Origin of the sequence: Paenibacillus sp. FSL P2-0121, assembly GCF_037975345.1 — a bacterium.
In the GTDB taxonomy this organism is placed as follows: Bacteria; Bacillota; Bacilli; order Paenibacillales; family Paenibacillaceae; genus Paenibacillus_AQ; species Paenibacillus_AQ odorifer.
The window spans coordinates 5,481,283-5,497,106 of the sequence record NZ_CP150245.1; the positions used below are offsets into that span (position 1 = coordinate 5,481,283).

A 15,824-nucleotide genomic window follows, 5' to 3' on the forward strand; every position below is an offset into this window, starting at 1 on the left:
TCAAGGTATTCCGATAATTACTCTCAGTTTATGTTATCATATCCGAAGTCACAAATGAAATGGAAAACAAAACATTTTACGAGAATGTTCACCCCAGGTGGACATTTTGTTGTTTCCAGTCTCTTATTTCAGAGGTTTAGAGTAGACAGGTATGTTATAATACATTTTGAGCCGGGTGTTCCATGAATGACCGGTATTTTGGGTACAGAAATGGTGATTACGATGACAAAAGCAAAACAAGACACCCGTGTCGTCGTCGGCATGTCCGGAGGGGTCGATTCCTCCGTCACGGCGCTTCTGCTCAAGCAGCAGGGCTATGACGTCATCGGCATCTTCATGAAGAACTGGGACGATACCGACGAATTCGGAGTATGTACGGCCGAAAGCGATGCAGAGGATGTTCGCCGCGTATGCGAGCAGATTGATATTCCTTACTATACCGTTAATTTCGAGAAGGAATACTTTGATAAGGTATTTTCTTATTTTCTCGATGAATATAAGGCCGGCCGGACGCCAAATCCTGACGTCATGTGCAACCGCGAGATTAAGTTTGGAGAATTTTTGAACAAAGCTCTTCAGCTTGGTGCCGATTATGTCGCAACTGGACATTACGCACGTGTTATAGAAGAAGATGGTGTGTATAAGCTGCTCCGCGGCGTAGACAACAATAAGGATCAAACCTATTTCCTGAATGCACTGGGGCAACATCAACTCTCTAAAACAATGTTCCCTATTGGACATCTGCCGAAACCTGAAGTGCGGAGAATTGCTGAAGAAGCAGGACTTTACACTGCCAAGAAAAAAGATAGCACAGGCGTCTGCTTTATCGGCGAGCGCAACTTCCGCGAATTCCTCAGCCAATATCTCCCGGCACAAGCTGGCGATATGGTTGACATAGTAACTGGAGAGATCAAAGGCCGCCACGACGGACTTATGTATTACACGTTAGGCCAACGCCAAGGCCTTGGTATTGGTGGCTCTGGCAACGGCGAACCGTGGTTTGTAGCTGAAAAAGATCTTAGCCGCAACATTCTTTATGTAGTACAAGGAGACAAGCACCACAGCCTGTACTCCACTAGCCTGATTGCTTCCGGTGTTAACTGGATTGACGGTCAAGCGCTTGGGCAAGAGCCGCTGAAATGCACCGCCAAATTCCGGTATCGCCAGCCAGATCAAGGCGTGACCCTTACAGCGCGTGAAGATGGAACAATTAATGTAGCCTTTGATGTTCCACAAAAAGCGATCACACCTGGTCAAGCTGTTGTCTTCTATCTCGGCGAGCAATGTCTCGGCGGCGGAACGATAGAATACGCGGAGAAGGTTGTTCCTTCAGCACAAGTGTGAATGTAAACCAAGCTTCTATAAAAGCTTGATCTACAAGTATTCGTAGTAACTCACAATATCTAACTAACATACCAAAAGCACGAAATAGTTGTATTTAATACAGCTATTTCGTGCTTTTTTATTTCTTTTTGGGTTTTAGTTGCACATTGTACAGTTAAACTGAGCTTATATCTCAATAAGTATCCATATACTGATAAATAGTTGTATGAAGTGCAATTAAATTACGTTGGCGCGGCTAGAGCCTATTTTAGTTGTAGGAAATACAATTAAAATGGACATGAAGCCACAATTAGTCGAAGTGCAGTCGCTAACCAGCCAATAACAAAAAAAGCCCCAGCCAAATAGCTAGGGCTTCCCTCATTTAGACTTTAAGGCTCAAGTCCCCATGCTAGAGCACCATTCAAGTACAACGGCACATGATTCCATTCCGTGTACGATGTTTTGGTAGGGTCATAAGAGTAGTCTCCAACCTCGTTGTAATTACTCCAGTCCGTTTTATTGACCCGGATCTGGATATCACCCGTGTTGGCTCCCGGTGCAAGACTGCCTGCACCTGCGCCGAAGGAGATTTCTAAATAATAGTCCGCTCCAGTTTTGGCAGGGTCTACCTTCACGAATGTTCCCTGTATATTACTTCCACCGATGTTAGCATAGTCAACATTAAATTGTTGAGGTTTATCGCCATCAATCGTGTAATAATACCGCAGCTTTACATCGCTAAGCGCTACAGCCGTATCCCCATTGTTAACAATTTGCAGCTGCGGGCGGAACTGATTATCTCCCGGATTGGCATCACTTGTCCGATACTTCACCACCAAATCTCCTTGTGCCGGAATCGGTACATCCATAGGCTTGGCGTGTGCCTCAGGGGAATTCGGACTCTCCCCAACCACGTTGGAAGCACTAACTACATAGTAATAATCCGTACCGTTAACCACGGAAGCATCACTGTAAGTAGCTTGAGTGACAACAGCCACATCGCTATAAGGACCGCCAGTTGTTGCAGCTCTTTTCACAGTATAGCTTGTAGCTCCAGTTACGTTGTTCCAACTAAGATCTACAACTTGGTTACCAGCGACCGCACTTGGTTTAGAAGGTGCTTTTGGAGCTACTGGCTCAGTAGGCACGCTGCTGTTGATCAGTCGATCGTATTCTGCATAAGCAGTTGCCATATCTACTTGCGACCAGAAGCGATGGTAGGTAAATTCAGGGGCTCCATTGTCCCAAGTTTTAGTCACTTTATTAAAAGAAGTATTGTATTTGTCCAGCAGATATTGCCACTTGGAGTCATTTACGATATTTGGACGGATATCGGTATAGCTTGCATATACCCCATTTCCGCCTTTAGCAGGATCGGAAGGCACTGTTGATGTACCAGGGATCGTATTTCCTTGGCCGAATGTACCTGTCCAGCCGCTTGGGAAATAGACTTCTTTAGTGAAATAGCGAGAATAATCTGCACGGCTTTCGGTAGTTGCAATACCAATTCCATCGTTATAACCCCATGCCGTGTCTAACAAAGATTTAGCCAGTACCTGAGCTTCTCCTCCCAGAGTACTGTAGCTGCCATGTTCAGCTTTGGTGCCAGCCGCATAGAAGGTAAGTGCCTTAATATAGCTGCCCAGTACACCTGTATCTTGGCTTGGACTCTTAGTTACGGCTTTCAGGTTACTGTTTGCGGCAGAACCACTGAAGCCATTCCACGTATTAGGTTGTCCTGTCCATTCCACATTACCTGGAATCCAGAATTCTCCTGGTGCAGAGACTGTAGCCACTTGTGGATTGGCGCCTCCAAGAATTCGATTTCCTTGGCTGTTCAGATAGTAACCTTCTGCATCCGTAACTGGACGTTTGTTGGCAAAGGCATAATCTTTAGACCAATCTACCCAATTTTCTATAACTTGTTTTGCCATTTGGAAGTTTTCAGATGTAGTGTCTCCGTTAGAAGCAAGGATATAGTACAGCTCCGCTACCCGCTCCACACTCCATGCCTGCATTCCGAACCAGTTATTGGATGGAGGATCGTGGTAGACTGGAGCTTCGTCATAGGCCATGCCATAAAAAGTACTGGTTCCAGCTGGATAAGCCTTGTAGGCGCCTTGATAACTATTGGTCGCTCCACCGGCAATTGCCCCTTCAGAGGACTGCAGCCAAGTATAAAATTCCAATTGACGTTTCAGAGAGTTTTCCCAATCCTGCCCAGCTGTAGCTGATGACGGAATCAGACCACCATCCGAATCAGAAAGTGCGTAGGCAGCCACGACATTCTGATACCCTTGGTGGGCATGGCTCGCACCGATTCTCCAAGCCCAGTTTCCTGTTGCTCCAAGTCCACCGCCCCATGCGGTATACCAAGCCAGAAGATATTGATTGGAATCTTTGCCAGTCCCGGCATCAGGGGTGCCGTCAGTAGCTGCACTTCCTACTTTTTGGAAGTATTTATCATACATACCGTACCGCAGGAAATCGCCCATTTTCTTAGCTTTATTCAAATACACTGTATTGTTGTAGCCGAGCTCTTTAGCCCAGTACATTGCTTGTACTGCCCGTGCATCGGCATCTGTAGCATTCGTGTAACGCCATTGAGCGGAAGGCACGTTAGCTTCTTTTGTGAACAGGCTCATGAAGCCTTCGTTTGCTTTTCCGAACGTTTTGTCATCTTGAGACGGGTGAGGGACCGCCTCCCAAACGGACTCTTGTTCACCCCGTTGGAATGTATTCACATAAGCGGCTGTATGCGTAGGATTCAGCAAGTTGCCGAAGCCGTACCAGTTGTCCACGTCTACCAGCCAGTGCATCAAGTAGGTCTGGTTGTTGCCATACGTCGCCTTCAATTCAGCATCTAGCGGATCTTTACCTGCTGTATACTGGCCACCTAGCTGACTTGGATACTGATCCGGCTGAGCATGCTCCGCTGCATACGTAGCCGGGCTGTTCGGATTGTAATAACTCATGGTTGGCTGTTCTTCCTTGCCATCACCTTCGTTAATAGGAATGATATATTTCTCCATGTTGTCCCAAGCTGATTCCAGCTTAGTCCAGTCCCCTGTGTGATAACCATAGAGTACCTCAAGCCACATCCAATAACTGTAAGCTTCCGAGGTCGTCATATGTCCGTAATCAGGGGCTTCACTCATCAAGGTCTCTACCGCATGATAAGGTACTCCTTCGGCAGAGAAATAACCATTTGCGGGGTCTTTTAGCTGCGCATATAATTGCAGAAATCGCGTCTGCTCGTTAGTTGAAGCGTGAGCAGTCTGAGGTCTAAAATTAAATAGACCGGTCATGAGTGAGAGAAACAGGACTGCGGCCATTATTACAGAAACAGGCTTCTTTATTAAGCTCAATTTCATCATCTTAGGCAAGCTCCCTCTCTTGGATATATTTATGGTTCTAAGCCCCATACAAGTGTTTCACCTTGATAAAGTGTAACCTTATTCCAATCGGCAAATGTCTGCTGAACCACGCTGTAGGAATAATCATCCGTTTCATTATAAGCCGTCCAGTCCGTCTTATTGGTGCGAGCCTGAATCTCGCCGCTATCTCCACCAGGCGCTATACTTCCAGCCCCTGCACCAAAAGAAATCTCCAGATAATAATCCGCGCCCGTACTGGCGGGATTCAGCTTAACAAAACTGCCGCTTAAATTACCACTGCCCACTACAGCATAATCACAATGAAACTGTTGTGGTTTATCCCCATCCACAGTGAAATAATAACGCAGCTTCAAGCCGCTAAGTGCCACAGACTCGGTTCCTGTATTCATAATTCGGAACTGAGGGCGCAGCTGTCCATCACTGGCATTCGTATCATTCGTACGATATTGCACCTTCAAATTTCCCGTTGTGGGCTGTGTCGGTTCTTGGGGTTTAGCACTAACCTGTATAGATGGCAAGCTCTCCCCTACACTATTCGTGGCAGTGATCACATAATAATAAGTGGTTCCGTTCACCCGTCCACTATCCATGTAATCCGTTCCCGTGACATTCTCAAGCACCGTATACGGGCCTCCACTCACTTCACTGCGTTTAACGGTATATTCACTGACCCCGCTAATCGCACTCCAAGTCAAATGGACAGTCCCATTACCTGCTACAGCCTGAACATTAGTCGGACGTGCAGGGACTTGAGGTTCTCCAGGTTGTCCGCCACCCGCTGGAAGTTCTCCATACATGTGTACACCTGCATCAAACACCGGAATGTTCGCTGTTTTTACAGGAGTTACTCCTTGAGCTGCCACCCCTTGGAATGAAAAATCATTAGCATTATTCCAGAAGTTAGTGTTCAGCGGAGCTGCAATTCGGAATTGAATCTCCTTACGATGAGCAGATTGTCCACCCGGATAAATCAAAGTACCTGTAAAATCAACCTTAGTATAGTAGATATGGTTAGCTGCATCGTAAGGCTGAAGTGCAGACACCGTTCCACCCTGATTGTAGCCTCCCGCTGTAACCGTAATATCCTCAGGACCATAACCAGCCGCTATCGCTTCACTAAGATCCACATAATAGTTAAAAGACATCTCTTTACTGGCCCTTGCCGGCCAGCCCGTACGGTTATTCAGCAATGCTCGAATCTCTACGAAATTGCTGCCACTAGCATTCACAGAGGCTTCGACAAACATCTCATCTTCACGTGTCTCTGCAGGTGGAAATTGTGCAAGCGGCTGTTGCCCTTGTCCATGCAGCAGCACCATTTTTGCAATAGCTCCTGTAAAAGCTGCATTGTAATCGGTTGCAACTTCATTCGAGACATAATCGTTAATGGAGTCGGTGTAGCTGTCTGTTTTGGACGGGCCTCCAACTAGCGCTCCGTACAAGACATGGCGATGATTTACCGGAACGCTCTGACTATCATTCCATGATCCATGTGAGGTTCGATGATGGGGATGCTGAGGAGAATTGTTACCAAAACCGATAACATAACTGCTGTTTCGTGGATTGTCACCAAGCATATACGTAATTTGTCTCTCCGCGAAAGAGCGCGCCGTATCTTTCTTCACCGGATCGCTCACCCAGTCTGAGTAAACGAAGGCCATAAAAGCCTGATTGGCTGCATAACGCAATGCGCCCCATTGATCCAGATGGGCTAGTCCGCCAGGTGTATAGGCAACACGGTCACTTGTTCCACCAACTCCAGTCGTCCAATACTGCATATTCCGTTCAGTGGATTGAATGAACTTGGTCTGCCCGGTGATTCGTGCCAACAGTAATTGAGCGCCATAATGCTTGTCGTCCCAAGACTGTGTCCACTGATACCCCCAGTTTCCAGCCTGATTCGTTCCCCATTGATCGCTTGCTGCAATAGCCTTATTGAGATACTGCTGATCGTTAGTCGCCAAATACAACCAGACAGCCCCCCAGCTCAATTCATCCGCGTAACCGCTCCAAGAATTATAATATTGTTTGACGTCGGTAATGCTGTCGGAATAGGAGCCGCGATAAGTGTCTGCAAAATTGTAAAGCTGTTTAGCATGCAGCAGCAGCTTGTCCGCGTATACGGCATCCGTATCCCTGAAAATAATGGATGCTGAAGCTAACGCTGCAGCTGTTTCTGCGGCAAGATCTGATCCGGGATGAGTGGCATCAATTTTGTAGGAAGGTCTCTGCATCTGCATGACTTCTGCGGGTCCCCACCAATTATGATCGGTTGTTCCGTTACCAACTTGTCCCCACAGCTCGTTAGGAGCGGTATGAGCTTTCACAAAATAATCGGTTGCCCAGCGAATATTGTCTAAAATTTCCTCCAGCTGCCCAGACCCCTCATATCCTTGCTTGTACTCATAAACTGACCACGCCAGCATCGTTGTAGAATAAGCCATAGGCAAACCGAATTTAACGTGATCACCGGCATCGTACCAACCACCAGTCAGATCATGTCCCACATCCGCCCCGTCCAAAAGACCGGAATCGCCCCGCCATTCCACCCGATTGTTATCTGGCAATTCACCAGACCGCTGTGTTTCGTAGAAATAAATAGATTTTTGTAGAACCTCCGCATAGTTGTAGTCTCCGGCCGCTGCCTCTGCTATCGCCGGTTGAAATGCAGCATTTGAACAAAATGTAAGCGCAAACAACAAACTGAACACCAGTCCTTGTTTCCTATACCTCTTGATCATTTCTACTGCCCCTCTCTTCAGTGAATGCCACAAGAAAGATTACACCTCAGTCCCGTAACACCTCCCTCACTTGAATCAGGTACCCGTCATTGCGATCATCCACTCACCTCACTCTAAGAGCTATATTTAAGCGAAAGTTTCGCTCTCACCCAAAATATACCATATATTTCATTAAAACACTATATTTTTACAGTAAATAATGCACAAAATATAGGAATTATTGTTAATTTTATGAAAAATAAAAAACAGCAGCTCAGGATCTCTCCTTGAACTGCTGTTCATTAATCCCCTCTTACTGAGCTACCGCAGCTTTATCTGCAGAAACCGCAATGTCGTTATAATAGATTCCAACTCCATCACTAACAGCCCAATAATTCAGGACTCGGTTATTAACCGGCACTATTACAGCACGATAAAGTGTTGGGAATACTGGAATCTCGTCAACCATAAATTGTTGCCACTCTTTATAGATTTCTTTACGTTTGTCTACATCAAATGCAGCCTCGGAGATCCCTTCGGAGAGCAAACGATCGTTCTCTGCACTCGAGTAACGCGGGAAGTTATAGATTGCATCTTTGCCATACAGACCTGATGGGTCAACGTCAATCCCTACACCCCAAGCGCCTTGGTACACATCAACAGTAGGATCATCCTCACCATTTTGACCTATGCGATCATAGAAAGTATTAAACTCTACCATCTCCAAAGTTACATTCAGACCAATCGCTTTCCAGGATTGTACATAATATTGAGCCAACGGCTCAGCAATGTCTCCACCAGTCATCGAAATGAAATTAATCTTCAGCTCGCTGCCATCTGGATTCGTTCTAAATTCACCGTTTAGTTTGTAACCAGCGTCATCCAGGATCTTCTTAGCTGCTTCTGGATCATAAGCTACACCTGGATTGGAAGCATCATGGAATTCAGGATGGGAGGGTGGAATCAAGGTAGTCGCATTCCAACGCAGACCATTATAGAACTTTTTACCAACAGTATCATTGTCAACCGCTGCCCACATTGCTTTACGAAGATTCACATCCGCCATTTTAGCTTTAGGATCGGTAACAACCTCTTTTTTCGTTGCATCCCATTTACCAAGCTTAAAGCCTATATACGTATAAGCACGATCAACCGAACCCAGGAATTCAACGTTTGACATCTTTGCATTATCAGGGTATTGATCAATAGGGAAGGAATCCACCAAGTCAACTCCACCAGATTTCAGTTCTTGTACAATCGTTGTTGGGTTGATAACCTTCAAAATTACTTTATCCAGTTTAGGGGCTCCGCGCCAGTAATCTTCATTCTTAACAAATACTACAGACTCACCAGGAACGATACTCTCTACTTTAAAAGCTCCGAAGCCAATTGGCTTTTGGCGGACTTCAGGGGAAGAGGAGATTTTGGCAACATCCATGCCGCCAAAGATATGTTTGGCTAATGGATAAATCCATATGCTACCCGTTAACAAGGAAGGTGTAGATTGCTTATAAGTAATTTGCAGTTTCTTATCACCCAGCACTTTAATCCCGGATATGGTCTTGGCCTTACCGGAATGGTACTCATCCATGCCTTCAATATTAGTGAAGTCAGAACCGTAACGAGGACCATCATAAGCAGGATTACCAATAACTTCATGGGCGAACAACCAGTCTTCAGCCGTTACTGGCTTACCATCCTGCCAGTTTACATTGTCGCGAATCGTAAAGGTAAAGGTACGTCCATCTTCTGCAACTTCATAAGTAGCCGCACCATCATTAGTATAAACATAGTCTTTATCCCAAGTTAACAAACCTTCATCAAACCAGTTCAGAACTTGAGCATCTGGATCTCCAGAATAGAAGTTCCAGTTCAAAGTGCCTTCAAATGGACTATCGGAAACAAGTCCAAATGTAATTGTCCCTCCGTCAATAGCTTCACCTTGGTTAGTCTTAACGTTACTGAAATCTTTAATGTTATAAAGTCCGTCTTCTGCCTCAGGCGCGGCCGTTGCTTCTGCGGTTGCCGCAGGTGCGCTGGCGTTAGGAGCTGCTGTTGATTCAGCCGCTTCGTTGTTGTTCTTGGAGCCGCAAGCCGCAAGAGCGAACAACATTACAAACATTAATGAAACTAGTAAAGCTTTTGAACGAATGGCTTTTCTCATTTAATCATTTCCTCCCTTATTATCCTTTTCTTTGTCTTGCGTCGGTCGCACGTTTAAGCGCTTGACCCACATTATTTATACTCAACATCAATACCAGGATCAGCAATGATGCGGGTAACCAGATCCACCATCTGAACTCAAGAGTCTGCGGATTTCTCGCATAGCTTACTAGAGTACCCAGACTGGGTGTACTTTCTGGAAAACCAAAACCTAGAAAGGATAGGCCTGATTCCAATCCAATATTAGCTGCCAGATTCAAGGTCATTGTTACGATAATGATTGAGCTTAAGTTCGGCAGAACTTGCGTAAACATAATTTTTAGATTGGAGGAGCCTAGGGTCTTAGATGCCTGAACATAATCCAATTCCTTCTCTTGTAATGTCTTGGAACGAATGAGCCTGGCAATCCCCATCCAAAGAAATGCTGTCATGATAAAGGAGAAGGTCAACGTATTGTATTTAGGAACTGCGCTGACAAAAGCTATAACAATCATTAGAAAAGGTAGAATCATGAAGAAATCCACAATACGCATCGCGACATTATCTACCGTTCCACCAAAGTAACCTGAGACTAAACCTACCAGAATACCGATAATTCCCGTAAAAAATGTAACCATAAAGGCAATAGACATGGAATTTCGTGTTCCTATAATTAATTGACCGAATACATCCCGTCCTCCATAATCAGTCCCCAGCCAATGCACAGCCGAAGGCTTCTCATATAGGGCGAATAAGTCAACCGTGACAATTTCTTTCTGATCTAAAAATAAGGAGATCCCATATACAGCAGCAATAATCGTAAATAGGAAAATCAATGAGACCAGTGCCAGCTTATCCCGCACCATCTCCCGCCAAACAATTTTGAAGCCCGATGGACTTTTATCAGTTTCCTGCAGCAGAGCTATCTCTGCGCTCGTCTTTGCCATTTCATTCACCCCAAAGTGTTCATCTTCTTATTTAATCCGGATACGAGGATCTACGATACTTAAAATAATGTCTGATAACAACGCACCGACGATGGAAGCAACCCCATACAGAAGAACGAGGGCTGTTACCACGCTGAAATCCCGAATCGTTATCGAACTTAGAAACAGCAAACCCATTCCTGGATAGCTGAAGATCGTTTCAACGAACACCGTACCACCAATTAGCCCAGTGATCTCATATCCAAAAAATGCAGCGATCGGCAGCAAGGAGTTTCTCAAAATATGACGATTGTATACGCGTGACTCTGAAGCCCCTTTAGCTCTAGCAGTGAGAATGAAATCTTTTTGCTTCGTATCAATGATCTCATTTCTCAGATATTGTACGGTCCCAACCGTTGCAATTAGCGCCATAGATAGCGCAGGCAGAAGCAGATGATAGAATTTACTCCAGAAGTGACTTAGTGTACCTGGAACTTCCCCGGGACTGACACTGCCGCTGGTAGGAAACCAATGAAAATGAAATCCGAAAACCCATACCATTAAAAGTGCAAAAATAAACAACGGTGCAGCAAATCCAATATAGGTATAGCCAGTTATCAAGCGATCCAGCCACGAATCGTTATAACGTCCGCTGGTAATACCAAGCGGGATAGCAATAAGGTATGTAAGAATCAGCGTAACAATCGCCAGCCAAAGGGTATTCATCAGGCGTTGTCCGATTAGCTCTGAGACCGGCATTTTGAAACGGAAGGACTGGCCGAAATCCCCTTGTATCGCTTTAGTGATCCAATCCCAGTACTGGATGTACCATGGATCATTTAGACCGAGCTTTTCTCTCATCGCATCAATGGCCGCCGGATCAATATTCGGATCGAGCATTCCTGAGAGTGCGTCACCAGGCATCGCCTTCGCCATAAGAAAAACAAGAATACTTAATAGAACTACTTGAGGGATCATTATAAGAATTCTACGAACGATAATCTTCCACATATTCTCAACCTTTCTCAGGCAAGGCTACCAGATGAGTCTCGGAAATTGATTTTAATGGATAAGCCATGCCTTCTTCATCAAAATAATTCCGGTGCGCTTGTTCATATTCCTTGCTTACTGATTTTCTGAATTCCGTCTGCTTTTCTCTCTGTTTCGGATCAATATCAGGAATGGCGGCAATGAGTCGTTTGGTATAAATATGCTGAGGATTGTCAAAAATATCTTTAGCAGTCCCTTGCTCCACATGTCGTCCTTTATACATAATCCCTATGTGATCGCACATATGCCTGATGATCCCGAGATCATGACTGATAAATAGAAAAGTAAGATTCAGCTCTTTTTGAATGTCCTGCATGAAGTTAAGCACCTGTGCCTGTACTGAGACATCTAGCGCAGATACCGGCTCGTCAGCAATAATAAGTTTTGGCTTGAGTGCAATTGCTCTGGCAATTCCGATCCGCTGCCGCTGGCCGCCAGAAAATTCATGCGGATATTTCAGGATGTTCTCAGGACTTAAGCCTACTTGTAAAAGCAATTCCTGCACCCGGCGTTTTTCTTCCCCTGGAGACATTTTTTCGAAATTACGCAACGGTTCTGCAATAATATCGAGTACACGCTTCTTAGGATTTAAGGAAGAGTACGGATCCTGAAAGATCATCTGAATGTCTTTGCGGACATTTCTTTGCTTTCGTACACCCCTCAAGGCCAAATCTTGCCCTTCAAAAATCACGCTGCCGCTAGTAATAGAATTAAGACCTATAATCGCGCGACCCGTTGTCGTCTTTCCGGAACCAGATTCACCAACCAGACCATAGGTTTGCCCAGCTTCAATGGTAAAATTAACATTATCGACAGCCTTAACTACGCCAACTTCCCTTCGAAAAACACCGCCGTGGATCGGAAAATGTACTGCTAAATTTTTAACCTCAAGAAGTCCCATTGTGGATTGCCTCCTCGTTAGTATCAGGGAAATGGAAATTGTTATAACAGGTGCAGCGAACGAAATGTCCGGGTGCGACTTCATGCAGCTGTGGGTTCTCCTCATGCTCCGATTCAGGAATCCAAGGCGTCCGTGCCGAGAAACGGCAGCCCTTACGCGGAAGGTTTTGCAGTGGTGGAACAATCCCCTGAATCACATGCAACCTGGATTTTTCTTCTTTTGCCGTTGGAATGGAGTTTAATAAGGATCTCGTATATGGATGTTTCGGATTAGACGTCAACGTAAAAATATCTGCGATTTCGACGATTTGTCCGGCATACATCACCGCAACACGGTCAGCCATTTCGCTTACAACCCCTAAGTCATGAGTGATTAAGATAATGCCTGCTTCCATATCGTTTTTTAATTTTTTAATAAGTTCAAGGATTTGTAATTGGATAGTCACATCTAGTGCTGTGGTAGGCTCGTCGGCGATCAAAAGCTTGGGTCCATTGGCTATCGCAATGGCGATAACCACCCGCTGCCTCATGCCACCGGATAATTCGTGGGGGTATTGCTGATATGTATGCTCGGGACGGGAAATTCCAACCTTGGTCAAAAGATCAATGACCTTCTCTTTTCGCTGTTTCTTAGAAAGCTTGGAATCATGTAGGATAAGTACTTCTTCAATCTGTGAACCGATGATCATTAGCGGGTTTAAAGCGGATAAAGGATCTTGAAAAATCATAGACATTTCTTGGCCGCGCAGCTTGTTTAGTGCAGCAGGAGACATAGTAACGATGTCCTGGCCCTTGTATTTGATTTGTCCGTCAATTCTGGCTCTGGTATGCAGCCCCATAATGGAAAAGGCGAGCGCACTTTTTCCTGAACCAGATTCTCCAACGATAGCCAGAATTTCATTTTTGCGAACAGACAGGGTAACATCATCAACCGCAGCATAATAGTCGTCTGCAATTCTGAACGATGTCGACAAATTTTTGATTTCTAGTAGTTCTTCGCCCATATTCATCACCCTAACGACAAGGATTTCAAAATTAACACAATGAAAATATTATGTAAATTTTGATATAAATAGTGTTGATTTTCATGAAACATTTTGAAATAACCAATGTGATGATAATTAACACTGTTAAGAATACTACCAGTAGTTCAATCGGAAATAAAAATGAACATCTCGTAACTTTGTAGTTCATTTTAATTAACTTATGGTAAATTATCAATCTTTTCCTATAAAAAATTTTCAATCGATGTGATTAAAAGTAACGTAGGCAACAAAAAAACGGCTCTAGGCCGCCTTTTTTTGGGAATTATTTAGTTCGACTGAAAGTTAAAATCTTTGGCTTTCCAGCATGAAATTGGAAGGTATTACAGTCGCTAGCTGCTCACTGCTCCCGCCGAAGCTTTTGATTATGACGAATCTTAATCTCATTGCCTTGCTCAGTAGCTTGATAAAAAACATGCTGAGAAATCTCCTTAGGCAAATACTCTTGCTTCACATAATGCCCCGGAAAATTGTGCGGATATTGATATCCTTCATGCCCTAACGCAGTTGCACCTTTATAGTGCGTATCACGCAGATGCAGCGGTACCTCCGCTGATTTGATCTCATCCATACTTGCCATTGCATTGGAAATAGCCATAACCACAGCATTAGACTTCGGACTTTCCACTGCAAAAAGAATAGCTTGGGCAATGTTCAGCTTCGCCTCTGGCCAACCATTGTTTCGATACGCATCCAGCGCACTCACCGCTTGAACCATAGCTTGGGGATTAGCCAAGCCGATATCCTCACTGCTGGCTGCAATCAGGCGCCGAATAAAAGTCATAGGGTCCATTCCAAGCTTTTCTACCGCATACAGAAACCAAAACAACGCGGCGTCGCTGGAACCACGAATACTTTTATGAAAAGCGGATAGCACATCATACTGCGTAGATTCATCAGCCTTCACAATGGGGCGCCGAATGGATTCCTCCGCCACCTCCAGCGTGATATGAACACTTCCATCAACTTGCGGCGCGGTAGTCAGGGCTGCCAGCTCCAGCGCGTTTAGTGCCCGCCGGATGTCTCCATTAGCCATTGTTGCAATATGCAACAAAGCCTCCTCATCGACCTGAAGCTCCATAAATCCAAGACCTTTCTCTTTGTCCGCCAAGGCTCTGCGCATCGCGATCAAGCTGTGTTCACTCGTTAATGCCTCCAGCTGAAATAAGGTGGAGCGGCTCATAAGCGCCCCATTAACATAATGGAACGGGTTCTCTGTAGTCGCTCCAATGAAGGTAATAGTCCCTTTTTCTACTGCTGGCAAAAGCGCATCCTGGCGTGAGCTATTAAATCGATGCACCTCGTCCAGGAACAGGATCGTCTTAGTGCCGTACAATGTTTGATTGTTCTGAGCTCGCTCAATAACCTCCCGTACATCCTTCACGGTAGCTTCCACCGCATTCAGACGTACGAACTCTCCTTGCGTGTGATGAGAAATAATATGCGCGAGTGTCGTCTTGCCGCATCCCGGGGGGCCATAGAGCAAAATCGAAGAGACTTGATCCGCCTCAATCGCTCTTCGCAGCAGCTTCCCCCGACCTATGATATGCTCTTGACCAATATATTCATCAAGATTCTCCGGTCTCATCCGGTCCGCAAGCAGCCGTCCGCCCCCGGTGTCCTCTCCGAAAGAAAATAAATCCATAACTCCACTTCCTTGCTATATTCTTGTAAAAGCTCAATGTAAATCCTCTCTATCATACCATATCACAGGGAAGGATTAGGATGCCCTGCCGGGTCAAGGTAACAGTATCAGCATAGACTTATTTTACGCCAAAATAAAAAGAGCATGATCTCGTCTTAGAAAGGCGGGAGCCATGCTCTTTTTTCAAAATATAAGAAAGTATAGGTTTCACGCTACACTTTATCCTTATGATTTCTCGCATAACGCTTACCGTCCTTCTAAGGACACCAGAGGCGTTTATGCTTGAATTGCAAGCTAGCAATTTACTGCCAGCCGCATTTTTGATATGATTTTACGAATGCTTTCTTCCGATAGATGGTACTTCTTCTGAAGCTCCGCTACGGAATCACCGCTTCGATGACAACTGAAAATTTCCTTGTTCCGGTTCGCTATTTCTTTCCTCGAACCGCTGTTCTCGCCCCATCGAACCCGCTCTTCCGTCTTCTTCGGGATGTAGAGCAGTTCACCTTGGATGTATCCCTGAAGCTCTTCGAGCAAGCCAGGGGGGAGCACATCCTTCCCATTTACATAACTCAACTTGCATTTCCTCCTTCAACAGGTGTGTCCCTATGCGTCGGTCAACTAAGTTTTTAGTTATAATCACGTCACCTGCCTCCTTTCTTCTCCTCATATTTGGA

Annotated in this window: 10 protein-coding genes; 1 reads left to right on the forward strand and 9 read right to left on the reverse strand. The window is 45.1% G+C overall.

Features of this window, described 5'->3' with window-relative positions:
* Positions 1-222: 222 nt before the first annotated feature.
* A complete protein-coding gene (mnmA, locus tag MKY54_RS24250; RefSeq protein ID WP_076129704.1) occupies positions 223-1,344 on the forward strand; it encodes a tRNA 2-thiouridine(34) synthase MnmA in 1,122 nt (373 codons plus the stop codon).
* A gap of 368 nt (positions 1,345-1,712) precedes the next feature.
* Here mnmA and MKY54_RS24255 read toward each other — a convergent pair whose 3' ends face one another.
* From MKY54_RS24255 to MKY54_RS24295, 9 genes are all read right to left on the reverse strand, one after another.
* Positions 1,713-4,697: a glycoside hydrolase family 48 protein gene (locus MKY54_RS24255; RefSeq protein ID WP_081393676.1), complete on the reverse strand. Its 2,985-nt coding sequence runs from the start codon at positions 4,695-4,697 to the stop codon at positions 1,713-1,715.
* Between the two features lie 32 nt (positions 4,698-4,729).
* Positions 4,730-7,462, reverse strand: a complete 2,733-nt coding sequence (locus MKY54_RS24260; RefSeq protein ID WP_339188201.1) for a glycoside hydrolase family 9 protein — start codon at positions 7,460-7,462, stop codon at positions 4,730-4,732.
* Between the two features lie 292 nt (positions 7,463-7,754).
* The gene (locus tag MKY54_RS24265) at positions 7,755-9,605 is read right to left on the reverse strand and encodes an oligopeptide ABC transporter substrate-binding protein (protein ID WP_076129672.1); all 1,851 of its coding nucleotides are present in this window, start codon (positions 9,603-9,605) and stop codon (positions 7,755-7,757) included.
* A gap of 19 nt (positions 9,606-9,624) precedes the next feature.
* The gene (locus tag MKY54_RS24270) at positions 9,625-10,530 is read right to left on the reverse strand and encodes an ABC transporter permease (protein WP_076129671.1); all 906 of its coding nucleotides are present in this window, start codon (positions 10,528-10,530) and stop codon (positions 9,625-9,627) included.
* 27 nt (positions 10,531-10,557) lie between these two features.
* Positions 10,558-11,520 (reverse strand): oligopeptide ABC transporter permease, encoded by a 963-nt coding sequence (gene opp4B, locus MKY54_RS24275; RefSeq protein WP_036677612.1) that lies wholly within the window; start codon positions 11,518-11,520, stop codon positions 10,558-10,560.
* 4 nt (positions 11,521-11,524) lie between these two features.
* Entirely contained in the window at positions 11,525-12,460 is a 936-nt protein-coding gene (locus tag MKY54_RS24280) for an ATP-binding cassette domain-containing protein (protein ID WP_036677615.1), read from the reverse strand.
* Positions 12,447-13,463, reverse strand: a complete 1,017-nt coding sequence (locus MKY54_RS24285) for an ABC transporter ATP-binding protein (RefSeq protein ID WP_076129669.1) — start codon at positions 13,461-13,463, stop codon at positions 12,447-12,449. Before MKY54_RS24285 ends, MKY54_RS24280 begins: the two co-directional genes overlap by 14 nt.
* A gap of 379 nt (positions 13,464-13,842) precedes the next feature.
* Positions 13,843-15,147, reverse strand: coding sequence for a replication-associated recombination protein A (locus MKY54_RS24290; protein ID WP_076281197.1), 1,305 nt, complete (start codon positions 15,145-15,147; stop codon positions 13,843-13,845).
* A 294-nt stretch (positions 15,148-15,441) separates the two neighbouring features.
* On the reverse strand, positions 15,442-15,723 hold the full coding sequence (locus MKY54_RS24295) for a CD3324 family protein (RefSeq protein ID WP_076129667.1): 282 nt from the start codon (positions 15,721-15,723) through the stop codon (positions 15,442-15,444).
* Between the last annotated feature and the right edge of the window lie 101 nt (positions 15,724-15,824).

Bases quoted from the DNA above. Each gene is read 5' to 3' on its own strand.
- mnmA (WP_076129704.1), top strand. From the start codon at position 223: ATGACAAAAGCAAAACAAGACACCCGTGTCGTCGTCGGCATGTCCGGA.
- MKY54_RS24255 (WP_081393676.1), bottom strand. From the start codon at position 4,697: ATGAAATTGAGCTTAATAAAGAAGCCTGTTTCTGTAATAATGGCCGCA.
- MKY54_RS24260 (WP_339188201.1), bottom strand. From the start codon at position 7,462: ATGATCAAGAGGTATAGGAAACAAGGACTGGTGTTCAGTTTGTTGTTT.
- MKY54_RS24265 (WP_076129672.1), bottom strand. From the start codon at position 9,605: ATGAGAAAAGCCATTCGTTCAAAAGCTTTACTAGTTTCATTAATGTTT.
- MKY54_RS24270 (WP_076129671.1), bottom strand. From the start codon at position 10,530: ATGGCAAAGACGAGCGCAGAGATAGCTCTGCTGCAGGAAACTGATAAA.
- opp4B (WP_036677612.1), bottom strand. From the start codon at position 11,520: ATGTGGAAGATTATCGTTCGTAGAATTCTTATAATGATCCCTCAAGTA.
- MKY54_RS24280 (WP_036677615.1), bottom strand. From the start codon at position 12,460: ATGGGACTTCTTGAGGTTAAAAATTTAGCAGTACATTTTCCGATCCAC.
- MKY54_RS24285 (WP_076129669.1), bottom strand. From the start codon at position 13,463: ATGGGCGAAGAACTACTAGAAATCAAAAATTTGTCGACATCGTTCAGA.
- MKY54_RS24290 (WP_076281197.1), bottom strand. From the start codon at position 15,147: ATGGATTTATTTTCTTTCGGAGAGGACACCGGGGGCGGACGGCTGCTT.